Source organism: Amycolatopsis granulosa (assembly GCF_011758745.1).
Taxonomy (GTDB): Bacteria; Actinomycetota; Actinomycetes; order Mycobacteriales; family Pseudonocardiaceae; genus Amycolatopsis_E; species Amycolatopsis_E granulosa.
This window is the reverse complement of sequence record NZ_JAANOV010000001.1, coordinates 1687222-1707988: the sequence shown is the minus strand read 5'-3', so window position 1 is coordinate 1707988 and position 20767 is coordinate 1687222. Positions and strand designations below refer to the sequence as shown.

General features: G+C 72.3%; 23 protein-coding genes. 12 read left to right on the top strand and 11 right to left on the bottom strand.

Annotated features, from left to right (window positions below; genetic code table 11):
- The first annotated feature begins 9 nt into the window (after window positions 1-9).
- On the top strand, window positions 10-912 hold the full coding sequence (locus tag FHX45_RS08210; protein ID WP_167098236.1) for an LLM class flavin-dependent oxidoreductase: 903 nt from the start codon (window positions 10-12) through the stop codon (window positions 910-912).
- A gap of 3 nt (window positions 913-915) precedes the next feature.
- On the opposite strand, the gene fdhD is transcribed toward FHX45_RS08210, so the two are convergent.
- Both fdhD and FHX45_RS08200 read right to left on the bottom strand, forming a co-directional pair.
- Entirely contained in the window at window positions 916-1752 is an 837-nt protein-coding gene (fdhD, locus tag FHX45_RS08205; RefSeq protein WP_167098233.1) for a formate dehydrogenase accessory sulfurtransferase FdhD, read from the bottom strand.
- Window positions 1753-1835: 83 nt separating this feature from the next.
- Window positions 1836-2495 (bottom strand): GntR family transcriptional regulator, encoded by a 660-nt coding sequence (locus FHX45_RS08200; protein WP_167098230.1) that lies wholly within the window; start codon window positions 2493-2495, stop codon window positions 1836-1838.
- A gap of 68 nt (window positions 2496-2563) precedes the next feature.
- Between FHX45_RS08200 and FHX45_RS08195 the strand changes: the two genes are divergently transcribed.
- A complete protein-coding gene (locus tag FHX45_RS08195) occupies window positions 2564-2983 on the top strand; it encodes a VOC family protein (RefSeq protein WP_167098227.1) in 420 nt (139 codons plus the stop codon).
- Entirely contained in the window at window positions 2980-3735 is a 756-nt protein-coding gene (locus tag FHX45_RS08190; protein WP_167098225.1) for an SDR family NAD(P)-dependent oxidoreductase, read from the top strand. The genes FHX45_RS08195 and FHX45_RS08190 overlap by 4 nt, the downstream gene beginning before the upstream one ends.
- Here the strand turns inward: FHX45_RS08190 and FHX45_RS08185 are convergent.
- Window positions 3720-4193: a MarR family winged helix-turn-helix transcriptional regulator gene (locus tag FHX45_RS08185; RefSeq protein ID WP_167098222.1), complete on the bottom strand. Its 474-nt coding sequence runs from the start codon at window positions 4191-4193 to the stop codon at window positions 3720-3722. The genes FHX45_RS08190 and FHX45_RS08185 overlap by 16 nt on opposite strands.
- Before the next feature lie 86 nt (window positions 4194-4279).
- Between FHX45_RS08185 and FHX45_RS08180 the strand changes: the two genes are divergently transcribed.
- Window positions 4280-4837 carry a YceI family protein gene (locus FHX45_RS08180; protein WP_167098219.1) on the top strand — a complete coding sequence of 186 codons (558 nt, stop codon included), beginning with the start codon at window positions 4280-4282 and terminating at the stop codon, window positions 4835-4837.
- Window positions 4838-4904: 67 nt separating this feature from the next.
- Window positions 4905-5402 (top strand): VOC family protein, encoded by a 498-nt coding sequence (locus FHX45_RS08175; RefSeq protein WP_167098216.1) that lies wholly within the window; start codon window positions 4905-4907, stop codon window positions 5400-5402.
- A gap of 27 nt (window positions 5403-5429) precedes the next feature.
- Here FHX45_RS08175 and FHX45_RS08170 read toward each other — a convergent pair whose 3' ends face one another.
- Entirely contained in the window at window positions 5430-6839 is a 1410-nt protein-coding gene (locus FHX45_RS08170; protein ID WP_341771392.1) for an MFS transporter, read from the bottom strand.
- A gap of 4 nt (window positions 6840-6843) precedes the next feature.
- On the bottom strand, window positions 6844-7281 hold the full coding sequence (locus tag FHX45_RS08165) for a MarR family winged helix-turn-helix transcriptional regulator (RefSeq protein WP_167098209.1): 438 nt from the start codon (window positions 7279-7281) through the stop codon (window positions 6844-6846).
- A gap of 228 nt (window positions 7282-7509) precedes the next feature.
- Between FHX45_RS08165 and FHX45_RS08160 the strand changes: the two genes are divergently transcribed.
- A complete protein-coding gene (locus FHX45_RS08160; RefSeq protein WP_167098206.1) occupies window positions 7510-10134 on the top strand; it encodes a valine--tRNA ligase in 2625 nt (874 codons plus the stop codon).
- Window positions 10135-10194: 60 nt separating this feature from the next.
- Here the strand turns inward: FHX45_RS08160 and FHX45_RS08155 are convergent, their stop codons facing one another.
- Together FHX45_RS08155 and FHX45_RS28585 are read right to left on the bottom strand one after the other, a co-directional pair.
- Window positions 10195-10692 carry a DinB family protein gene (locus FHX45_RS08155; RefSeq protein ID WP_167098203.1) on the bottom strand — a complete coding sequence of 166 codons (498 nt, stop codon included), beginning with the start codon at window positions 10690-10692 and terminating at the stop codon, window positions 10195-10197.
- Window positions 10676-11890: an RsbRD N-terminal domain-containing protein gene (locus FHX45_RS28585; RefSeq protein ID WP_208405846.1), complete on the bottom strand. Its 1215-nt coding sequence runs from the start codon at window positions 11888-11890 to the stop codon at window positions 10676-10678. The genes FHX45_RS08155 and FHX45_RS28585 overlap by 17 nt, the downstream gene beginning before the upstream one ends.
- Window positions 11891-12004: 114 nt before the next feature.
- On the opposite strand from FHX45_RS28585, the gene FHX45_RS08145 reads away from it, so the two are divergent.
- Window positions 12005-13534 (top strand): long-chain-fatty-acid--CoA ligase, encoded by a 1530-nt coding sequence (locus FHX45_RS08145; RefSeq protein WP_167098197.1) that lies wholly within the window; start codon window positions 12005-12007, stop codon window positions 13532-13534.
- 6 nt (window positions 13535-13540) lie between these two features.
- On the top strand, window positions 13541-14023 hold the full coding sequence (locus tag FHX45_RS08140; RefSeq protein ID WP_341771391.1) for an ATP-binding protein: 483 nt from the start codon (window positions 13541-13543) through the stop codon (window positions 14021-14023).
- Here the strand turns inward: FHX45_RS08140 and FHX45_RS08135 are convergent.
- The 3 genes from FHX45_RS08135 to FHX45_RS08125 form a co-directional block, all read right to left on the bottom strand.
- Window positions 14012-14887, bottom strand: coding sequence for an SGNH/GDSL hydrolase family protein (locus tag FHX45_RS08135; protein ID WP_167098194.1), 876 nt, complete (start codon window positions 14885-14887; stop codon window positions 14012-14014). The two genes, FHX45_RS08140 and FHX45_RS08135, sit on opposite strands and share 12 nt — an antisense overlap.
- A 109-nt stretch (window positions 14888-14996) precedes the next feature.
- Window positions 14997-16163 carry an acyl-CoA dehydrogenase family protein gene (locus FHX45_RS08130; RefSeq protein WP_167098191.1) on the bottom strand — a complete coding sequence of 389 codons (1167 nt, stop codon included), beginning with the start codon at window positions 16161-16163 and terminating at the stop codon, window positions 14997-14999.
- Window positions 16160-17392, bottom strand: a complete 1233-nt coding sequence (locus FHX45_RS08125; protein WP_167098188.1) for an amidase family protein — start codon at window positions 17390-17392, stop codon at window positions 16160-16162. Before FHX45_RS08125 ends, FHX45_RS08130 begins: the two co-directional genes overlap by 4 nt.
- Before the next feature lie 62 nt (window positions 17393-17454).
- Here FHX45_RS08125 and FHX45_RS08120 point away from each other — a divergent pair, with 62 nt between their 5' ends.
- Window positions 17455-17730, top strand: coding sequence for a DUF2277 domain-containing protein (locus tag FHX45_RS08120; RefSeq protein WP_167098185.1), 276 nt, complete (start codon window positions 17455-17457; stop codon window positions 17728-17730).
- Between the two features lie 2 nt (window positions 17731-17732).
- Here the strand turns inward: FHX45_RS08120 and FHX45_RS08115 are convergent, their stop codons facing one another.
- Entirely contained in the window at window positions 17733-18329 is a 597-nt protein-coding gene (locus tag FHX45_RS08115) for a class I SAM-dependent methyltransferase (RefSeq protein ID WP_167098181.1), read from the bottom strand.
- Window positions 18330-18401: 72 nt separating this feature from the next.
- On the opposite strand from FHX45_RS08115, the gene folC reads away from it, so the two are divergent.
- The 3 genes from folC to FHX45_RS08100 all read left to right on the top strand — a co-directional run bounded on the left by folC (window position 18402) and on the right by FHX45_RS08100 (window position 20748).
- The gene (gene folC / locus FHX45_RS08110) at window positions 18402-19874 is read left to right on the top strand and encodes a bifunctional tetrahydrofolate synthase/dihydrofolate synthase (protein WP_167098178.1); all 1473 of its coding nucleotides are present in this window, start codon (window positions 18402-18404) and stop codon (window positions 19872-19874) included.
- A complete protein-coding gene (locus FHX45_RS08105; protein WP_167098175.1) occupies window positions 19871-20272 on the top strand; it encodes a DUF4233 domain-containing protein in 402 nt (133 codons plus the stop codon). Before folC ends, FHX45_RS08105 begins: the two co-directional genes overlap by 4 nt.
- A gap of 110 nt (window positions 20273-20382) precedes the next feature.
- Window positions 20383-20748, top strand: coding sequence for a DUF4260 family protein (locus tag FHX45_RS08100; RefSeq protein ID WP_167098172.1), 366 nt, complete (start codon window positions 20383-20385; stop codon window positions 20746-20748).
- The last annotated feature ends 19 nt before the right edge of the window (window positions 20749-20767 follow it).

The following is a 20767-nucleotide window of genomic DNA, read 5'->3' as shown; positions in this document are numbered from 1 at the left end:
GTCGTTGTCATGCGGTTCGCGATTTCCATTCCACAGTTCGTCGCCGACGGCACGTTCGACCCCGGCGCCTTCCGCGCCTACGTCCGCCGGGCCGAGGAACTGGGGTTCGACAGCGGCTGGACCCAGGAGCAGACGCTCGGCCGGTTCCCGCACCTCGCGCCCAACGAGACGATGGCCTACGCGTTCGCCTGCACGGAGCGGCTGCGCCTGGGCTGCGCCGTCTACGTCACCCCGCTGCACAGCCCGGTGCACCTGGCCAAGAGCCTCGCGACGCTGGACCAGCTCAGCCGCGGCCGCCTGGAGGTCGGTGTCGGCAGCGGCGGCCGCAACCGGCCTTTCGGGGCGTTCGGCCTCGACGGCGACGCCCACGTCGCCCGGTTCACCGAGGGCATCCGCCTGGTCAAAGCCCTGTGGGCGGAGGAGACGGTCGACTTCGGCGGGCGCTTCTGGCAGCTGGAGGGCGCGGCGATGGAACCCAAACCGTTCCAGAAACCAGGGCCGCCGTTGTGGTTCGGCGGCAGCCACCCCAATGCCCTCAAGCGTGCCGTCCGGTTCGGTCACGGCTTCTTCGGCGCGGGCTCCTCGACCACGGCGGCTTTCGCCGGCCAGGTCCGGACGTTGCGCGAGCTGCTCGCCGAGGCCGGGCGCGACGACTTCCAGGTCGCCAAGCGGGTCTACATCGCGATCGACGACGACGGCGACGCCGCGCGCCGCCACGCGGCCGATGGGCTCGCCTCCATCTACGGCAAGCGCGGGCTCGAGGCGGTAGCGGTGGCCGGCACGCCGGAGGAGTGCGTGGCCGGGGTGCGCGAGGTGGCCGAGGCGGGTGCCGGGCTGATCCTGTTCACCCCGTTCGCCGATCAGTTCGAGCAGATGGAACGTCTCGCCGCCGAGGTCATGCCCCGGATCTGACCGTCACGCCCGCGCCGGCTCCAGCACGCGCTGGTCGCCGGTGTAGAGGTTCATGCTCGCCCCGCGCAGGAACCCGACCAGGGTCATGCCGTTCTCCTCGGCCAGCTCGACCGCCAGCGAGGACGGCGCGGACACCGCGGCGAGGAACGGGATGCCCGCCATCGCGGCCTTCTGCACGAGTTCGAACGACGCCCGTCCGGACACGAGCAGCCCGCAGTCGGTCAGCGGTACCCGGCCCTCCAGCAACGCCCAGCCGAGCACCTTGTCGACCGCGTTGTGCCGTCCCACGTCCTCCCGCACGGCGAGCAGCGATCCGTCGGCGCGGAACAACCCGGCGGCGTGCAGGCCGCCGGTGCTGGCGAACACGCGCTGCTGGGCCCGCAGCGCGTCCGGCAGCCCGGCGAGCACCTCGGTGGACACGGCGAACGCCGACTCGCCGGGCGGGAACCGGGTCTTGAGCTTCACCGCGTCGAGTGCCGCCTTGCCGCACACCCCGCACGAGGACGTGGTGTAGAAGTTGCGTTCCACGCCGGTCTCCGGCGGCGCGACACCGTCGGCCAGGGTCAGGTCGAGGACGTTGTAGGTGTTGCGCCCCTGGTCGTCCACGCCGTCGCAGTAGCGGGCGGCGAACACGTCGTCGCGCGCGCCGATGACGCCCTCGGACAGCAGGAACCCGTGCGCCAGCTCCACGTCGTGCCCGGGGGTGCGCATGGTGACGGCCAGCGCCGCACCGCCGACCCGCAGCTCCAGCGGCTCTTCGGCGGCCAGCAGATCGGCCCGGCGCCGCTGCCCGTCGCCGGTCAGCTTCCGCACCGGACGTCGCACCGTCACGCGGCCCATGGCGACCCCTCGTTCCCCGTCTCGGCGACCACGGCTGGGTAGTGCGGCCGCGAGGACCAGCGTAGGCGAGCGGGCCGGGGCCGTCAGGCGTGGAGGCTGTCGAGCAGTCCGCGGCACGCCGACTGCACGTGCTCCTCCGCCAGGTCGCCGAGCCCCTCGACGCGCCCGGCGCGCAACAGGGCCGCCAGTTCCCGGTGCTCGCCGACCACCCGGGTCCGGTAGTGCTCGTGCGACAGCCGTACCCGGTTGGCCTGGAAGAGGTGCACCTGCGACCGCACGGCCTCCCACGCGCTGATCAGCCGGGCGTTGCCGGCGATCGCGTACACGCAGTCGTGGAACTCGATGTCGAGCGCCACCAGCCGGCCGCCGTCGGCGGCGCCCCGGGCCTCCCGGTCCATCGCCGCGACCAGCCGGTCCAGCTCGTCGAACTGCTCCGGCCGTCCGCGCCGCGCCGCGGTCAGCGTCGCGAGCCGGTCGAGCGCCGCGCGGACCGCGTACACCTCGACGATGTCGGTCTCGGTCAGCCCGATGATCCGCGTGCCCCGGTGCCACTCGCTGTGCACCAGGCCCTCCCGCTCCAGGATCGCCAGGCCCTCCCGTACCGACCCGCGGCTGACCCGCAGGGACGCGGCCAGCTCGACCTCCCGCAGGGCACTGCCGGGCGCGAACCGGCCGGTGAGGATCTCGTCACGGATGCGGTCGGCGGCCTCCTCGGCCAGGCCGCGCCGCCGGGCGGGCTGCATGTTCGAATGTTGACATTGTTTCCCGACTCGGTCAAGCTGGGTCCACCGACGACAAGGAGGACCGCTCGATGACCCGTCCCGCATTCCACCTCGCGATCCCGGTCGACGACCTCGGCCGAGCCCGGGAGTTCTACGGCGGGGTGCTCGGCCTGCCCGAGGGCCGCTCCGACACGAAGTGGGTCGACTGGAACTTCCACGGCCACCAGGTGGTCACCCACGTCGTCGACGGCGCGCGGGCGGAGGCCGGGCGCAACCCGGTGGACGGCCACGACGTCCCGGTGCCGCACTTCGGGCTGGTGCTGACCGTGGACGCGTTCCACGAGCTGGCCGACCGGCTCCGGGCCGCCGGCACGCGGTTCGTCATCGAGCCCTACCAGCGCTTCGCGGGGGAGAAGGGGGAGCAGTGGACGATGTTCCTGCACGATCCGGCCGGTAACGCCCTGGAGTTCAAGGCGTTCCGCGACGAGTCCCAGTTGTTCGCCCGATGAGCCGCGGGGTCCTCGTCACCGGCGCCTCGGCCGGCCTGGGCCGCGCGATCGCGACGGCGTTCGCCGAGCGCGGTGACCGCGTCGCGGTGCACTTCAACGCCAACCGGGCGGCCGCGCAGGCCACGCTCACCGCCCTGCCCGGCGACGGCCACGCGCTCGTCCAGGGCGACGTCCGGGACGCGCGGACCATCGCCGACGCCGCCGAGGAGGCGCTCGGCGGCGTCGACGTGCTGGTCAACAACGCCGCCGTGGTGACCACCACCGAGACGGCGCATCCGCTGGCGGAGACCACGTTCGAGCACTGGCGCGCGGTGTGGCGGCAGTCGGTCGAGGTCAACCTGCTCGGCGCGGCCGACCTCACGTTCTGCGTCGCCCGGCACATGATCGCCCGGGGCGCCGGCGGGCGGGTGGTCAACGTCGGTTCGCGTGGCGCCTTCCGCGGCGAACCGGACCACCCGGCGTACGGGGCGACCAAGGCCGCGTTGCACTCGCTGGGCCAGTCGCTCGCGGTGCACCTCGCGCCGCACGGCATCGCGGTCAGCGCCGTGGCGCCGGGGTTCATCGCCACCGAGCGGGTCGCGGACTGGCTGACGGGGGAGCGGGGCGCGGCGTTGCGGGCGCAGTCCCCGTTCGGCCGGGTCGCCGAACCGGGTGAGATCGCCGCCGCGGTCGTCTACCTCGCCTCGGCCGGGGCCGAGTGGGCCGCCGGTGCCATCCTCGACCTCAACGGCGCCTCCTACTTGCGGTCCTGAGGCCAGTCCTGCGGGCGGACCGCGGCGAGGATACGCTCGGAGATCGCCCGCAGGGCGTCCACCTGATCCGGGGTCAGCGCGTCGAACACCAGCTCGCGCACGGTGTCCACGTGGTGCGGGGCGGCCTGCTCGATCGCCTCCCGGCCCTCGCGCGTCACCGCGATGAAGGCGCCGCGCGCGTCGTCCGGGCATTCCTCGCGCGCCACCAGGCCGCGCTTCTGCATGCGGCGCAGGTGGTGGGACAGCCGGCTCTTCTCCCAGTCGAGCGCCCGTGCCAGCTCGAACACCCGGACCCGTCCCTCGCGGGTCTCGGTGAGCTGCACCAGGACCTCGAAATCGGGCAGCGACAGCTTCGAGTCGGCCTGCATCCGCCGGCCCAGTGCGGCGTTCAGGTGGCCCTGCATGGTCACGTACGCGCGCCACGCCTGCTGTTCGGACTCGTCGAGCCATCGGGTCATGTTCCCGAGTATAGCGGGAATAGTTGACGTGTCATCCAAGTTGTGGCACGGTGAGGATGACGCATCAACCAATGGAGGAACCCGGAATGACCGCCCAGACCAGCTACGCGACCCTGACCGGCGAATACACCCTGGACCCGACCCACACCCGCATCGGTTTCGTCGCCCGCCACGCGATGGTGACCAAGGTGCGCGGTTCGTTCAACGAGTTCAGCGGCACCGCGCGGATCGACGGCGAGAACCCGGCGAAGTCGTCGGTCACCGTCGCCATCAAGGCCGACAGCATCGACACCCGCAACGCCGACCGCGACGCGCACCTGCGCAGCAACGACTTCCTGTCGATGGACGAGTACCCGGAGATCACCTTCGTCTCCACCGCCATCGAGCAGACCGGTGAGGCGAGCTTCGACGTGACCGGCGACCTGACGATCCGGGGCATCACCAAGCCGGTCACGATCCCGTTCGAGTTCGAGGGCACCGCGCAGGACCCGTTCGGCAACGCCCGGATCGGCTTCGAGGGCTCGACCACCATCAACCGCAAGGACTTCGGCGTCACCTGGAACGCCGCGCTCGAGACCGGCGGTGTCCTGGTCAGCGACAAGGTCACCCTGGAGTTCGAGGTCTCCGCGATCAAGTCCGCCTGACGCGGATGCCGGTGGTGCCCGGCGGGTAAGCCGGGCACACCACCTCCGCACCGGAGAAAGGAACGCCATGAGCTCCGTCGACCTCGACGCGGTGCGCGCGGAGCGCGACCGCATCCGCGACGCCCACCTCGAGCCCGCCGGGCAACGGCCGGCCTCGTCCGCCCGCGGCCTGCACCACACGGCGCTGATCAGCAGTGACGTCGAGCGGACCATCCGCTTCTACCAGGACCTGCTGGAGTTCCCGCTCACCGAGCTGATCGAGAACCGCGACTACCCCGGCTCGTCGCACTTCTTCTTCGACATCGGCAACGGCAACCTGCTGGCCTTCTTCGACTTCCCCGGCCTGGACGTCGGCCCCTACGCCGAGGTGCTCGGCGGGCTGCACCACGTCGCCATCTCGGTCGACCCGCAGCGGTGGCAGCGGCTCGCGGGCAAGCTGGCCGACGCCGGTGTCGAGCACGCGGTGCACAGCGACGTCTCGATCTACTTCCGCGATCCGGACGGCGCCCGCATCGAGCTCATCGCCGACCCGCTGGGTGAGATGTACGGCCACCAGGTGCTCTAGAAGCCGGCGGACGCGCCCGGCCGCCGGTCACGGCCGGTGGCCGGGCGCGGTCGCGTCGGCACGAGTACCGGAGTTCCGCAGTGCCCGGTCGGCGGCCGTCACGACGAACAGCACGACGCCGATCGCGATGAGCGCGACCGCCAGCCCGTGCAGGCCGCCCGAGCTGGCCCGGTCGCCGAAGCACAACGCGATCAGCGTCGACGCCGCGATCGCGCCGAGGTACTGGGCGGTGCGGAACAGCCCGCTCGCGGTGCCGATCACCTCCGGCGGCGCCTGTCCGTACAGGACGGTCTGGTTGGTCACGCTCGTCAGCCCCTGGCCCAGCCCGAAGATCGCGGCCAGCACCACCAGCGTGCCGAGCCACGTCCCGTCGCCCACGAACAGCAGCAGCACCGCCCCGGCGAGCAGGGCCACCGAGTTGACGATCAGCCGGCCCTTGAGCCGCGTCGGTTTGCCCGCCGAAGCCGCGGCGACCACGGCGGCGACCGACATCGGCATCAGCAGCGCGCCGGCCGCCGACTCGGACAGCTCGCGCGCCGACTCCAGCCACTGGACGTAACCGAACATGACCGCGTACACGATGAGGAACGCCAGCGCCTGGCGCAGGTAGGTGCGCAGCAGCGGGCCGTTGCCGGCGAGCATGCGCAGGTCGAGGAACGGTCGGTGGGCACGCAGCTCGACACGGGTGAACAGCGCGCCCAGCAGCACCGCGACGCCGAGCAGGTACAGGTCGGACACCGCGGGCTCCATCACGTAGAGGAGCACCGCGAGCAGGGTCGCCGAGAACAACGCGATGCCGGCGACGTCGATCGGCTCCCGGGGGCCGCTGGGCACCGGGTCCTTGGGCACCCAGAGGAGGGCGAGCACGATCGCGACGGCGGCCAGCGGGATGTTGACCGCGAAGATCGCCGGCCACCCGGCCAGGCCGATCAGCGCGCCGCCGAGCGTCGGCCCGATCACCATGACGGTCTGCGCCGACATCGCGAGGACCGACAGGATCCGGCTCGGTACGCCGCCGCCGGTGGTGTCCGCGCGGCGGCGCAGCACCGCCATCGCGGCCGGGAACCCGGCGCAGGTGCCGACTCCGAGCACGACCCGCACGGCGACGAGCCAGCCCAGCGAGAAGGCGAGCAGCCCGCCGATGCCCGCGAGCATCACGGTGACCGCACCGGCCAGCAGCACGCGCCGTGCCCCGAACCGGTCGACGAACAGCCCGACCACCGGCTGCCCCACGGCCGTGGCCAGGTACAGCGAGGTGATCAGCCACGCGGTCTGCTCCGGCCCGGCGCCGAACGCCCGGCCGATCGGCACCAGCGCGACGGCGATCAGGGTGGAGTTGATGGGGTTGAGGACCGCGCTGGCCACCAGTGGGAGGACCAGGCGCGGGGGATAGGCGGTGGAGGATCGCCTCGTCGTGGGCTGAGCCGTCGTCACCACTTCCTCATCGTTGCGCCAGCCGCCGCAGCAGCGGCAGTGCGTCGTCGATCGTGCGGCGTTCGCCGGGGGTGAGCTCGTCGACCAGGGCGCGGGCCAGCCACTCCTCGCGGTGCTGGTGGACGCCCCGCACGGTTTTCTCGCCCAGGTCCGACAGGCTGATCACGATGCGGCGGCCGTCCCGCGGGTCGGGCGTGCGGGTGAGGTAACCGAGCTCGTCCAGCACGGCGAGCGTGGCCGCCATGGACTGCTGCCGGACGTGCTCGGCCGCCGCGAGCTGAGCCTGGGTGGCCGGGCCGTCCCGGTCCAGCCGGGCGAGCACCGCCGACTGGGACGGCGTGAGCACCCCCGCGTTGTCGACCTGCCGCAACCTGCGGTGCAACTGCCCGACCACCGCCCGCACGGATCCCGCCAGTCGCGCGACGTCGTTCGGCACCCGGGTCATATCCACAGGCTAGACTGATGAGCCTGAACTGTCGAACTGCGGCCGCCACCGGTGACCTCGGGCAGCGGCTCGGTGACGTCGTTCGCCGCGGTCTCGTCGAAGCCGGACGTCGGGCTGGCCGTCCACTTCGGACCCGCGGAGCCGGACGTCGAGCGGGTGGAGATCATCACCGGTCGCGGAGGCGATGCGGATGCAGCGCGGATTACCCGGTTCGTACACTTACCGGTTGTGACGGAGAACGCCCCTGACCAGCAGCCCGCCCTCCCGGCCGCATGGAACCCGGCCGATGAAGAAGCCGCCCTCTACCAGCGGTGGGTAGACGCGGGCTACTTCACGGCCGATGCCGGGTCGGACAAGCCTCCGTTCACCATCGTGCTGCCGCCGCCGAACGTGACCGGCAGCCTGCACATGGGGCACGCGCTCAACCACACCCTGATGGACGTGATGACGCGCCGCCGCCGCATGCAGGGCTACGAGGTCCTGTGGCTGCCGGGCATGGACCACGCCGGGATCGCCACCCAGAACGTCGTCGAGCGCGAGCTGGCCCAGCAGGGCAAGTCCCGCCACGACCTGGGCCGCGAGAAGTTCGTCGAGCGGGTCTGGGAGTGGAAGGCCGAGTACGGCGGCAAGATCCTCGGCCAGATGCGGCGCCTCGGTGACGGTGTCGACTGGTCGCGCGAGCGGTTCACCATGGACGAGGGCCTGTCCCGCGCCGTGCAGACCATGTTCAAGCGGCTGTTCGACGACGGCCTGATCTACCGCGCCGAACGCATCATCAACTGGTGCCCGCGGTGCCTCACCGCGCTGTCCGACATCGAGGTCGAGCACTCCGAGGACGAGGGCGAGCTCGTCTCGATCCGCTACGGCGACGGTGACAACGCGATCGTGGTGGCCACCACCCGCGCCGAGACCATGCTGGGCGACACCGCGGTGGCCGTGCACCCGGACGACGAACGGTACCGGCACCTGGTCGGCACCGAGGTGGAGCTGCCGCTGACCGGCCGCCGCATCCCGATCATCGCCGACGAGCACGTCGACCCGGAGTTCGGCACCGGCGCGGTCAAGGTCACCCCGGCGCACGACCCGAACGACTTCGAGATCGGGCGCAGGCACGACCTGCCGATGCCGACGATCATGGACGAGCGCGCCACCATCACCGTGGCCGGCCCGTTCCAGGGGCTCGACCGGTTCGAGGCCCGTCCGGCGATCGTCGCCGTGCTGCGCGAGCAGGGCCGGATCGTCGCCGAGAAGCGGCCGTACCTGCACGCGGTCGGCCACTGCTCGCGGTGCGACACGGTGGTGGAGCCGCGGCTGTCGCTGCAGTGGTGGGTCAACGTGGAGCCGCTGGCTCGCGCGGCCGGGGACGCGGTGCGCGACGGGCGCACCCAGATCCACCCGCCGGAGCTGGCGAAGCGCTACTTCGACTGGGTCGACAACATGCACGACTGGACCATTTCGCGCCAGTTGTGGTGGGGCCACCGCATCCCGGTCTGGTACGGGCCGGACGGTGAGACGGTGTGCGTCGGGCCGGACGAGCAGCCGCCGTCGGGTGACGGCTGGACCCAGGACCCGGACGTCCTGGACACCTGGTTCTCCTCGGGCCTGTGGCCGCTGTCCACGCTGGGCTGGCCGGAGCGGACGGCGGACCTGGCCAAGTTCTACCCGACCACCGTGCTGTCCACCGGCTACGACATCCTGTTCTTCTGGGTCGCCCGGATGATGATGTTCGGCCTCTACGCCGGTGACGGTGTCCAGCCGTTCGACCACGTCTACCTGCACGGACTCATCCGGGACGCGCAGGGCAAGAAGATGTCGAAGTCCCGCGGCAACGTCATCGACCCGCTGGACTGGATGGACAGCTACGGCGCCGACGCCACCCGCTTCACCCTCGCCCGCGGCGCCAATCCCGGCACGGACATGGCGCTGGCGGAGGAGTGGGCGGCCGGCTCGCGCAACTTCTGCACGAAGCTGTGGAACGCAACGAAGTTCGCGTTGATGAACGGCGCGACCGTGGCGCGGCCGCTGCCCGCCGCGGCGGACCTGACCGAGGCCGACCGCTGGATCCTCGGCAGGCTCGCCACCACGGTGTCCGAAGTGGATAGCCTGCTGGAGGACTTCCAGTTCGCCAAGGCCGTCGACCGGCTCTACCACTTCACCTGGGACGAGCTGTGCGACTGGTACCTGGAACTGGCGAAGGTCCAGATCGCCGGTGCGCACGCCGAGGGCACCCGTGCGGTGCTGGGGCACGTGTTCGACACGGTGCTGCGGCTGCTGCACCCGGTGATCCCGTTCATCACCGAGAAGCTGTGGCAGGCGCTGACCGGCGGCGAGTCGATCGTGATCGCCTCCTGGCCCGCGGCCGACGACTCCTACGCGGATGCCGCGGCCGAGGCGCGGATCGCCGACCTGCAGAAGCTGATCACCGAGATCCGCCGGTTCCGCTCCGACCAGGGCCTCAAGCCGGGGCAGCGCGTCGCGGCGCGGGTCGACGGTGCGGGCTTCGCCGACGTCGCCCGGCACGAGGAAGCGGTCCGCGCGCTCGCGCGCCTGACCGAACCCGGGGACGGGTTCACCGCCTCGGCGTCGGTCGAGGTGAGCCTGTCCGGTGGAAACGTGCACGTCGAGCTGGACCTGTCGGGCGCGGTCGATGTGGCGGCCGAGCGCAAGCGGCTGGAGAAGGACCTGGCGGCGGCTCAGAAGGAGCTGAAGCAGACCGAGGGCAAGCTCGGGAACCAGGCGTTCCTGGACAAGGCTCCGGCGGAGGTCGTGGACAAGATCAAGGTGCGGCGCGATGCGGCGGCGGCGGACATCGAGCGCCTGACCGCGCGGCTGGGTTCCCTGCCCACGGCGTGAGGTGGGTGGGCCGTTCGCGGGGTTTCCCGCGGACGGCCCCCGTTCCCGGCGGCGGAGGGGTCAGCGGCCGGTGGAGCCGTCGATCTGCTCGCGCAGGATGTCGGCGTGCCCGGCGTGCCGGGCGGTCTCCTCGATCATGTGGACGAGCAGCCAGCGCATCGACGGCGGGCAGGAGTCCGTTTCCCGCAGCGATCGCGCCCCGGGCCGGTCGAGGTCGTCGCACGCGGCGATGATCTCGTTGCCGCGCCGCACGGTCTCGCGGTATTCGGCGATCAGCGTGTCGTTGGTGTCGCCGTCCGCGGGCAGGGCGCCGTGGTCCAAGAGCGAGTCCTCGCCTCGGTAGGCCCAGACGAACCAGTTGTGCTCGACCGCGATCAGGTGCTTGAGCAGCCACAGCAGGCTGGTGCCCGACGGCACTCCCGCCGTGCGTGCGGCAGTGTCCGGCACGCCGGCGACCTTCGCGATGATCGCCTCCCTGAGGTAGTCCAGGAAGGTCACCAGCGTGGTCTTCTCGTCCGCGTTCCCGCTGGGCGGACGCACGTCACCGCGGCTCGTCATGCCGCCACCTTATGCGGTCGCGGTCCGGCAGCGGCCCGGGGAGCATCCGGAGTGCCTGGAGGGCCGCCGACAGTTCCGCGACCGCGGCCGGGTCCGTCAGCTTCCGGCCGGTCAGCTCCTCGACCCGCCGCAGCCGGTACCGCACCGTGTTGGGATGGCAGAACAGCCGCCGTGCCGCCTCCGCCGCCGAACCGCCCGCGCCGAACCAGCACTCCAGCGTGTCCAGCAAGCGTGCCCGGTCTTCCAGCGCCAGCACCGGCCCGAGCACGCGCGCGGCGACCTGCCCGGCCTCGGCGGGCGCCGCGGCCAGCAGCACCGCGAGCGGGGTGTCGGCGAACTGCGCGACCTCGCCGTCCCCGAGACTCCGCAGCGCCAGCCGGGCGAACTGGAGCGCCTGCGGCGTCTCCCGCAACGTGCGGTACACCGGGCTGACACCGGCCCGCGCGTTCGCCCGTCGCAGCACGGTGAGCACACCGTCCACAGTGGCCGGTGCGGGCAGGGCCAGCACCCCGACCTGCTGGTGCGGCTGCAACCGCCACGCCGACCGGATGTCGGACGCGGCGAGCCGGGAGGCGATCCCCGGCAGCGCCTCCCCGCCGGGCTCCGGGGTCGCCGCGGCCACCACGACGAAGCGGCCCTCGACCGGCAGCCGCAGTGCGTGCGCCGTCTCCCACAGGGACCGCTGGTCGATCTCCCCGGACAGCAGCGCCTCGACGAGCACCGACCGCCGGTGTTCGTCGCGCAGCATCATCTCCGCGACGGCGTCCCGGTAGGCCGCGGTCATCGCATCCGCCACGTCCCCGGCCAGCTGCCACACACCGGCCACCATGTCCACCAGGGTGGCATCGCCGATGGCTCCCGTCGCACGGGCTTCGGCGGCGATCGCGGCCCACAGGCCGCCGAAGCCGATCCGGAACGCCGCCAGCACCTCGGGCAGCGGTGCGGACTGGACGGCCCGTTCGCGCCCGGTGGCGTGCGCCGCGGCCAGGTCCGGCGGCTCGCCGGCGATCAGGGCGCGCAGGATCAGCCTCAGGTTGTCCCGCACCGACTCCGCCAGCGAGGCGTCCGGGACGTCGTCGCTGACGACGTAGAAGCCGACCTCGGCGCGGATCCGGGCGGTCACTCCGGCGGTGAGCGGATCCAGCCGGGCCAGCAGCGTTTCCGCCACGGCCGGCAACCCGGGAGCGGTGTGCGACACGACGCCATTGTTCCCCACGACAACCAGGACCGGGTGGCGGTTGTCCGCCGGAACATGGGCTGCCGCGCCCGTCGGCCCGCACCATGGTCCGCACGAGCAAGCGGAGGACATTCAATGACGAATCTCGCGCACATCCTGACCGGCACCGCGCGGCGGCAGCCGGACGCGCCCGCTCTGCGCCTGGGCGACGCCGTGCTGAGTTACGCCGCCCTCGACGAGGCCAGCGCCCGCGTCGCCGCCCGGTTGCACGCCGAGGGGCTGGAGGCCGGCGACCGGGTCTGCCTGATGCTGCCGAACGTCCTGCCGTTCGCCGCCCTCTACTACGGCATCCTGCGTGCCGGCGGTGTCGTCGTGCCGATGAACCCGCTGCTCAAGGCGCGCGAGGTGAAGCACCACCTGACCGACTCCGGAGCGGCGCGGCTGTTCGTGTTCGCCGGAGCCGCCGACGAGGTGGGCAACGCCGCCGCCGCGGCCGGGGTGCCTTGCACGGTCGTCGACCCGGCCACCTTCCTGACCGGCCTCACCGCGGCGGCGGAGCACGACATCGCTGCCCGCGACGACGGCGACCCGGCAGTCATCCTCTACACCTCGGGAACCACCGGCCGCCCCAAGGGCGCCGTCCTCACCCACGCCAACCTCCGCAGCAACGTCACCACCATCGCCGAGCGGATGTTCGACCTGCGGCCCTCCGATGTCGTCATGGGGTGCCTGCCGCTGTTCCACACGTTCGGCCAGGCGTGCGCGCTGAACGCGTCGGTCCACCGCGGCGCCTGCCTGGTCCTGGTGCCACGGTTCGAGCCGGAGGCCGTACTGGACGCGATTGACCGGTTCGGGGTCACCGTCTTCCAGGGCGTGCCCACCATGTACGGCGCCTTGCTCCAGCACCCCCGGGCGGCCGGGATCGACGCGAGTGCCCTGCGGATGTGCACCTCTGGCGGTGCGGCCCTGCCCGTCGAGGTCCTGCGCGGGTTCGAGGACACCTTCGGGTGCCCGATCCTGGAGGGCTACGGCCTGTCCGAGACCTCGCCCCTCGTCACGTTCAACCATCCGGACCGGCCGCGCAAGGCCGGCTCGATCGGCACGCCGATCGACGGGGTCGAGGTGCGCCTGCTCGATCCCGACGGTGCCGAGGTCGAGCCGGGCGAGGTCGGGGAGATCGCGGTGCGCGGGCCGAACGTGATGCGCGGCTACTGGAACCTGCCGGAGGCCACGGCCGAGGCGATCCCGGACGGCTGGCTGCGCACCGGCGACCTGGCCCGGCAGGACGAGGACGGCTACTACTACATCGTCGACCGGAAGAAGGACCTGATCATCCGCGGTGGCTACAACGTGTACCCGCGAGAGGTCGAAGAGGTCCTCTACGAGCACCCGGACGTGGCCGAAGCCGCGGTGATCGGCGTGCCGCACCCCACGCACGGTCAGGAGGTCGCGGCCGCGGTCGCGCTCAAGCCCGGGGCCACCGCCACCGCGGACGACCTGCGCGACCACGTCAAGGAACGGGTCGCCGCCTACAAGTACCCGCGCCAGGTGTGGCTGGTGCCGGAGCTGCCGAAGGGGCCGACCGGCAAGATCCTCAAGCGGGAGATCGCCACACGGCCGGAGAAGGGGCCGAAGGACCCTTCAGCCCGTCCACCACGGGTGTGACCATGGGTGGACCACCTGTCCGTGTTCGAGTGGGGGCCGTCGATGGACACGACGCGCAGTCCATCAGGGTGCACCGAAACCAGCCTGCACTGCCGCTGGCCCGCCTCGCGGCGGACCGTCACCGCGCTGCGGGACGAGCTGGTGCGGTGGGCGCAGGACCTCGACCTCCCGGGTCACCTCGCGCACGCGATCGGCCTCGCCGGCTACGAGGCGCTGACGAACTCGGCCACCCACGCCTACCCCGAGGGCACGGACGGCCCGGTGGAGCTGCACGCCAGCCGCGACCACGACCTGATCGCGGTCACCGTCCTCGACCGCGGCCGCTGGCAGCCACCCCCGCCGGGCCGCTCGATGTTCGACGGGCACGGCCTGCGGCTCATTCGCGGGCTGGCCGGGCACGTCGAGGTCACGGCGACCGACGAGGGCACCACGGTGTCGATGACCTGGCAGCTGCCGCACGACGGCGGAGACGCGCGGTCAATCGCGTAGGTGCGCGTAGGTCACCGCGGCGACGCCCTGCATCCCGGTGAAGAACGGGTGGTAGTTCGCCGCCCACGGCTTGAGGTCCTTGCCGTTGATCCACGCCCGCCCCGGCGGGGCGCACGCGTCGTGACCGAGTGACGGGGTGAACGTGTCCACATAGGACGCGCGCCCGTCGTCGGCGGCCGCCTTCGCCAGTGCCGCGTTCAGCTCCTCCTCCACGCTGTTGAGCCACGCGTAGTCGCCGTCGGCGAAGGGCAGGACGGCCGGGCAGGTGCCCGACGGGGGCGCGATGCGCGGGTACCCGATCACCAGCACGTCGGCATCCGGCGCCCGGTCGTGGATCTCGCCGAGCACGGCGGTGACGTTCGCCCGCGTCCGCGGCAGCCGGGCCTTGATGGTGTCCACGCCGTCCACCGTGAAATGCCGCTCGCACGGGTTGCCGGCCGGGTCCGAGTCCCGCAGGCCGGGGCAGGTGCCGACGATCGTGCCGAACACGCTGTAGTCGTTGCCGCCGATGCCGAGCGTGACCAGGTCGGTGTCCGGCCGCAGGGCGTCGAGCTGGGGCGGGTTCGGGCCGAGGACCACGTCCTGCGGAGCGAGCATGTCGTGGGTGTCCGCGCCGCTGCACGACACGTCGGTGAACGAGCCGACGCGCAGCGCGATCGCCAGCAGCGACGGGTAGTTGCTGGTGGAGCGCAGGCAGCCGACCGGGTCCACGCGCTGCAACGGGATCAGCGGACCGGCCGTGTAGGAGTCGCCGAGGGCTGTGTAGTGCTGGTAGTGCCGGACCTGGGGCGCGGCGGAGGCGGTGACCGTGGTGGCGAGCACCGTGCAGACGGCGACCACGAGGACGAGCAGCGTGCGGCGCATGACTTCTTCTTAATCCCTGCGGCCCGCCTCCGCCGCCGCCATTCGGGTGGGTCGGCCCGTTCCTCACCGCCCGGGTGGCGGGCACCGGTGTGGCCGCCACCCGGGTGGGTCAGCGGTAGGCGCTCTGCCCGGTCAGCAGCTGGCCGAGCACCAGCGTGTGGATCTCTTCGGTGCCCTCGTAGGTCAGCACGCTCTCCAGGTTGTTCGCGTGCCGCAGCACCGGGTACTCGAGGCTGATCCCGTTCGCCGCGAGGATGGTGCGCGCGGTGCGGGCGATGTCGATCGCGGTGCGGACGTTGTTCAGCTTGCCGAAGCTGACCAGCTCGGGCGGCAGCTCGCCGCCGTCCTTGCGCCGGCCCAGGTGCACCGCGAGCAGCAGGCCCTTGTTCAGCTCCAGTGCCATCCCGACGAGCTTCTGCTGGGTGAGCTGGAACCCGCCGATCGGGCGCCCGAACTGCTCCCGCGTCGTCGCGTAGTCGAGCGCGCTCTCGTAGCAGGCCCGGGCCGCGCCCAGCGCACCGAACAGGATGCCGAACCGGGCCTCGGACAGGCAGGACAGCGGCCCCTTCAGACCCGTCACGCCGGGCAGCACGGCGTCGCCGGGCAGCCGCAGGTCGTCGAAGGACAGCTCGGCCGTGGCCGACATCCGCAGGGACAGCTTGTGCTTGATCTCGCGAGCGGTGAAGCCCGGCGTGTCCGTGGGCACCACGAACCCGCGTACACCCTCGTCCGTGCGCGCCCACACCACCGCGACGTCGGCGAGCGTGCCGTTGGTGATCCACATCTTGGCGCCGTTGAGGATCCAGTCGCCGCCGTCCCGCTTGGCGAAGGTGCGCATGTCGCCCGGGTCGGAGCCGCGGTCGGGCTCGGTCAGGCCGAAGCAGCCGATGGCCTCACCGCGCGCCATCGGCGGCAGCCAGCGGTCCTTCTGCTCGTCCGAGCCGTACTTCCAGATCGGGAACATCGCGAGCGATCCCTGCACCGACACGAAGCTGCGCAGCCCGCTGTCACCGGCCTCCAGCTCCAGGCAGGCCAGGCCGTAGGCGGTGGCGCTGGTACCGGCGCAGCCGTAGCCGGTCAGGTGCATGCCGAGCAGCCCCATCTCGCCGAGCTGGGGGACCAGGTGCTTCGGGAAGGTCGCGTCCTCGAACCACTGGCCGGCGTGGTCGGTGACCTCCTTGCGCACGAAGGACCGCACCGTGTCCGCGATCTCGCGCTCCTCGTCGGTCAGCAGGTCGCGGATGCCGAGCAGGTCGCGGGGGTCGGGCTTCGTCATGGGCGCGTTCTTCCTGTGCGGGCCCGGGCCAGGGCACGGGCGGGTGGACCGGCTTCGATCACTCCGCCGAGCAGGCAGAGCAGGGCCTCCCGCCGTCGTGGCCCGACGAGCTGGGCGCCGACCGGGAGACCGGCTTCGGTCAGCCCCGCCGGAACCGTCAGTGCGGGATGCCCGCTCACCGAGGCTAGTGCGGTGAGCCGGTAGTAGGCGTTTTCCAGCGGCTCCTCCCGCCCGCCCACGTCGACCGTCTCGGTGTCCGCGGGCGCGGCGGTAACGGGCAGTGTGGGCATGAGCAGGGCGTCGACCTCGGTGAAGGCCGCGTCCACCTCGGCAGCGATCTCACCGGCGCGGGCGCGGGCGGCGTCGTAGTCCTCCTGGGTGACCTCGGTACCGGCCTTGAGCTGCCCGATCGCCCGTCCGCGCAGGCCAGACGGGTCCTCGTTGTAGGCCGGCCACCACTGCCGCGCGGACTCGAACAGCATGGTCGTGAACCCCGCGGAGCGGGCGTACCGGTGGCCCAGCGGCAGTTCGACCGGCACGATCTCGGCGCCGGCCGCGCGCAGCGTGCCCGCCGCCGACTCGACGATCCGCAGCACCTCGGGATCGATCTTGGTGCCCCACAGGTGCTCGGGCCAGCCGAGCCGCAGGCCGGCGACGGTGTTCGCCACGGTGTCCGCCGCGGGTTCCGCGGTCCCCGTCAGGATGCGGTGCACCGCCAGGCAGTCCGCGGCGGTGGCGGCGATCGGGCCGACCGTGTCCATCGACGGCGTCAGCGGCGTGACCCCGCGCATCGGCACGGTGCCGTGCGTCGGCCGCAGCCCGGCGACGCCGCAGAGCGCGGCCGGGATGCGGATCGAGCCGCCGGTGTCGGTGCCCAGCGCGACCGGCACGTCCCCGAGGGCGACGGCGACGGCCGAGCCGCCGCTGGACCCGCCGGCGTCGCGGTCGGGGGCCCACGGGTTGCGGCACCCCGGCGTCCGCGACGACCATGCCAGCTCGGGCACGGTGGTCCGCGCGACGGGCACGTAACCCGCCGCACGCAGCCGGGCGACGGCGTCGGAGTCCTCGGCCGCGACGTGGTGACCCAGGCCGGGCGTGCCGTTGCGCGTCGTCTGGCCGGCCACGTCGAGGAAGTCCTTGACGGCCAAGGGAGTTCCGGTCTCCGGATGGGGGAAGCGCTCGACGTAGGCGCCGAAGTCGGAAGTCAGCGCGTACACCTCCTCGTGCACGGGGGCAGCTTGCCCGATCAGTGTGACCCCGCCGGGGGCGGGGCACGCGTAGTCTTCCGCACATGTGCCGAAACATCACGGTGCTGCGGGGCCTGGAACCGTCGGCGACGGCCGAGGAGATCGAGGCCGCCGCGCGCCAGTACGTCCGCAAGGTGACCGGCGTGCAGACCCTCTCCGAGGCGACGCGCGGCCCGTTCGAGCAAGCGGTGGCCGAGGTCGCCGCGATCACCACCCGGCTGCTCGCCGAGCTCCCCCCGCGCCGGCAGCCCCCGGCGACCGTCCCGCCGCTGCGCCGCCCCGAGGTCCAGGCGCGGATCGCGGCGCGTCAGGCCCGGTAGAGTCAGGCCCGGTAGAGCAGCAGGTAGCGGAAGAACAACAACGACCGCACGGTGCTCCCGGGCAGCAGTCGCGCGGACTCGCGCCGCACCTGGGTCATCGTCGTGTCCCAGTCCCGCACCGGGGCGGTCGCTACCGGATCGGGGCCGCCGTTGAGCTGGTCCCCGGCCGCCACGACGAGCCGGGCCGCGAGGTTGACCGGCGGCGCCAGCAGGCCCCACTTCACCCAGTCCGCGATCGAGCGCGGCTTCGCCAGTCCCAGCACCGCCAGCACCCCGCCCGGGTTGAGCGCCGCGCGCAGCTTCGTCACCGTCTCGAACGGGACGTGGTGCAGCGACGCCAGACACGAGATGAAGTCGTACCGCCCCAGCTCGGCGGTGGTGACGTCGCCGTGCCGGTAGGTGATGGTGGCCGGCCCGAGCGCCCGCGCGATCCGGATCATCTCCCCGGACGGGTCGAGGCCGTCCACTTCCAGGCCGGCCGCGGCGAGGCGGCGGGCGAACCGGCCGCCGCCGCAGCCGACGTCCAGCGCGGTGCGGGCCCCGGTGGGCACCTGCCGCAGCAGCAGCCGGTGGTAGGCGTGGTTGTGGTCGAACGGCATGCGGTCAGCCTGTCAGTACCCGCGAAAGTAGACTCGGCGGGGTACCCAGGCCGGGCCGAGTAGGGAGAACGCGTGACATCGGGCGAGGACGAGGAGTACCCGGCGGAGCTGTCCAGCGGGGGCAACTTCGTGGCCGGTCCCCTCCCCGACGACCCGGCCGAGGCCGACCCGGTCGACCTCGAGGAGATCGAGCGCCAGGCCCGCCGCGAGCTGATGCGGGTGGAGGCGGAGCTGAACCAGCGGTGGCCGGAGACGAAGATCGAGCCGTCGCTCGACCGGATCGCCGCGCTGATGACCGTGCTGGGCGATCCGCAGAAGACCTACCCGGTGCTGCACGTGGCCGGCACGAACGGCAAGGGCTCGGTCACCCGCATGATCGACGCGTTGCTGTCCCGGCTCGGGCTGCGGGTTGGCCGCTACACCAGCCCGCACCTGCAACTGGTCACCGAGCGCATCGCCGTGGACGGTGCCCCGATTCCCGCGTCGAAGTACGTCGACATCTACCGCGACATCGAGCCCTACATCGGCATGGTGGACACCGCCGGTGGCCCGAGGATGAGCAAGTTCGAGGTGCTCACCGGCATGGCCTTCGCCGCGTTCGCGGACGCCCCGGTCGACGCGGCGGTGATCGAGACGGGCATGGGCGGCACCTGGGACGCCACGAACGTCGCCGACGGGCAGGTCGCCGTCGTCACCCCGGTCGGCCTCGACCACACCGAGTACCTGGGCAGCGAGCTCGGCCAGATCGCGGGGGAGAAGGCCGGGATCATCAAGCCGGGCAGCGTCGCGATCCTGGCGGAGCAGGAGCCCGAGGCGCAGCGCGTGCTGCTGGAGCGGGCGGTCGAGGTGGACGCCACCGTCGCCCGCGCGGGCAGCGAGTTCGGCGTGCTGCGGCGGGAGATCGCGGTCGGCGGGCAGATGCTGACCCTGCAGGGCCTCGGCGGGGTCTACGACGAGATCTTCCTGCCCCTGCACGGCGCGCACCAGGCGAACAACGCACTGCTGGCGCTGGCCGCGGTCGAGGCGTTCTTCGGCGCGGGCAAGGACCGCCGGCTCGACATCGACGCGGTGCGTGAGGCGTTCGCCGCGGTGGAGCTCCCGGGCCGTCTGGAGCGCGTGCGTGCCGCGCCGACGGTGCTGCTCGACGCGGCGCACAACCCGCACGGCGCGCGGGCGCTGGCCGCCGCGATCGAGGAGGAGTTCGCGTTCCGCAAGCTCACCGCGGTGATCGGCGTGCTGGCGGACAAGGACGTGCGTGGTGTCCTGGAGGCGCTCGAGCCGGTGGTCTCCGACGTCGTGGTCACCAAGAACAGCTCGCCGCGGGCGATGCCGCTGGACGAGCTGAACGAGCTGGCACTGGCGGTCTTCGGCGAGGACCGCGTGGTCGCCGAGTCCAGTTTGGACGCGGCGGTGGAGACCGCGGTGACGCTGGTCGAGGAGAGCGACGACCCGGACGAGCCGCTGGCCGGGGGTGGTGTGCTGATCACCGGTTCGGTGGTCACGGTGGGGGACGCGCGGACGTTGTTCGGGAGGGAGCCGGCGTGAGCGAGGAGAAGACGGTGCGGCCGCCGGCGAAGGACCCGATGAAGTCCTTCCGCGGCGTGATGGCTGGCACGCTGATCTGCGAGGCGATCACGGTCGGCCTCGCGCTGCCGGTGATCGCCAACCTGGGTGGCGGGATCGGCACCCTCGCCGGCTGGGGGATCATCGTGATCGCGGTGTTGCACGTGCTGCTGTGCGGCGTCCTCAAGCGGCGCTGGGCGGTGCCGGTGATCCTGGTGCTGCAGGTCGCGCTGGTCGTGTACTTCGTCGAGCAGGTCGCGATCGGCATCATCGGCCTGCTGTTCCTGGCCTTCTGGCTGTGGGCGCTGTGGCTGCGCAACGACGTCGCCCGCCGCATGGCCGAGGGACGGCTGCCGAGCCAGCAGCAACCCAGCGAGTAGCGTCGATCCGAACCGAGAGCAGTGCTCTTGACAAGAGCACTCGCGGGAGGCTAACTTTCCGTTGATGAGAGCAGTGCTCTCGAAATGGAGAACCGATCTCGGAGGATCCCGTGAACCGTATCTGGTGGGCCGTGGCTGCCGTCTTCCTGCTCGCGTTCGCCGTGTTCGAGGTGGTCGAGCACGGCGGCTGGACCGCCGGCGCGCTGCTGCTCGGACTCGCGGGGCCGGACCTGACGTTCCTGGCCGGGATCGGCGCACCAGCCGTCGAACGCGGAGTCCTGCCGCGGCGGGCCGTGCCCTTCTACAACGCCGCCCACCACTGGGCGGGCCCCGCGGTCCTGCTCCTGGTCTTCACCATCGTCACCAGCCCGGCCGCGTTCACCCTCGGTCTCGCGTGGCTCGCGCACATCGCGGTGGACCGGGTCTTCGGCTTCGGCATGCGCACGGCCGACGGCCGTCCGCGGACGGCCGCGTGATTTCACCGCCCGGACAGCC

What these genes read in the sequence shown, in the direction of transcription:
- FHX45_RS08200 (WP_167098230.1), bottom strand. Translation starts at nt 2,495, where the DNA reads ATGCAGCCCGCCCGGCGGCGCGGCCTGGCCGAGGAGGCCGCCGACCGC.
- FHX45_RS08185 (WP_167098222.1), bottom strand. Translation starts at nt 4,193, where the DNA reads ATGACCCGATGGCTCGACGAGTCCGAACAGCAGGCGTGGCGCGCGTAC.
- FHX45_RS08130 (WP_167098191.1), bottom strand. Translation starts at nt 16,163, where the DNA reads ATGACGAAGCCCGACCCCCGCGACCTGCTCGGCATCCGCGACCTGCTG.
- FHX45_RS08190 (WP_167098225.1), top strand. Translation starts at nt 2,980, where the DNA reads ATGAGCCGCGGGGTCCTCGTCACCGGCGCCTCGGCCGGCCTGGGCCGC.
- FHX45_RS08155 (WP_167098203.1), bottom strand. Translation starts at nt 10,692, where the DNA reads ATGACGAGCCGCGGTGACGTGCGTCCGCCCAGCGGGAACGCGGACGAG.
- FHX45_RS08175 (WP_167098216.1), top strand. Translation starts at nt 4,905, where the DNA reads ATGAGCTCCGTCGACCTCGACGCGGTGCGCGCGGAGCGCGACCGCATC.
- FHX45_RS08195 (WP_167098227.1), top strand. Translation starts at nt 2,564, where the DNA reads ATGACCCGTCCCGCATTCCACCTCGCGATCCCGGTCGACGACCTCGGC.
- FHX45_RS08135 (WP_167098194.1), bottom strand. Translation starts at nt 14,887, where the DNA reads ATGCGCCGCACGCTGCTCGTCCTCGTGGTCGCCGTCTGCACGGTGCTC.
- FHX45_RS08115 (WP_167098181.1), bottom strand. Translation starts at nt 18,329, where the DNA reads ATGCCGTTCGACCACAACCACGCCTACCACCGGCTGCTGCTGCGGCAG.
- FHX45_RS08180 (WP_167098219.1), top strand. Translation starts at nt 4,280, where the DNA reads ATGACCGCCCAGACCAGCTACGCGACCCTGACCGGCGAATACACCCTG.
- FHX45_RS08145 (WP_167098197.1), top strand. Translation starts at nt 12,005, where the DNA reads ATGACGAATCTCGCGCACATCCTGACCGGCACCGCGCGGCGGCAGCCG.
- fdhD (WP_167098233.1), bottom strand. Translation starts at nt 1,752, where the DNA reads ATGGGCCGCGTGACGGTGCGACGTCCGGTGCGGAAGCTGACCGGCGAC.
- FHX45_RS08210 (WP_167098236.1), top strand. Translation starts at nt 10, where the DNA reads ATGCGGTTCGCGATTTCCATTCCACAGTTCGTCGCCGACGGCACGTTC.
- FHX45_RS08120 (WP_167098185.1), top strand. Translation starts at nt 17,455, where the DNA reads ATGTGCCGAAACATCACGGTGCTGCGGGGCCTGGAACCGTCGGCGACG.
- FHX45_RS08165 (WP_167098209.1), bottom strand. Translation starts at nt 7,281, where the DNA reads ATGACCCGGGTGCCGAACGACGTCGCGCGACTGGCGGGATCCGTGCGG.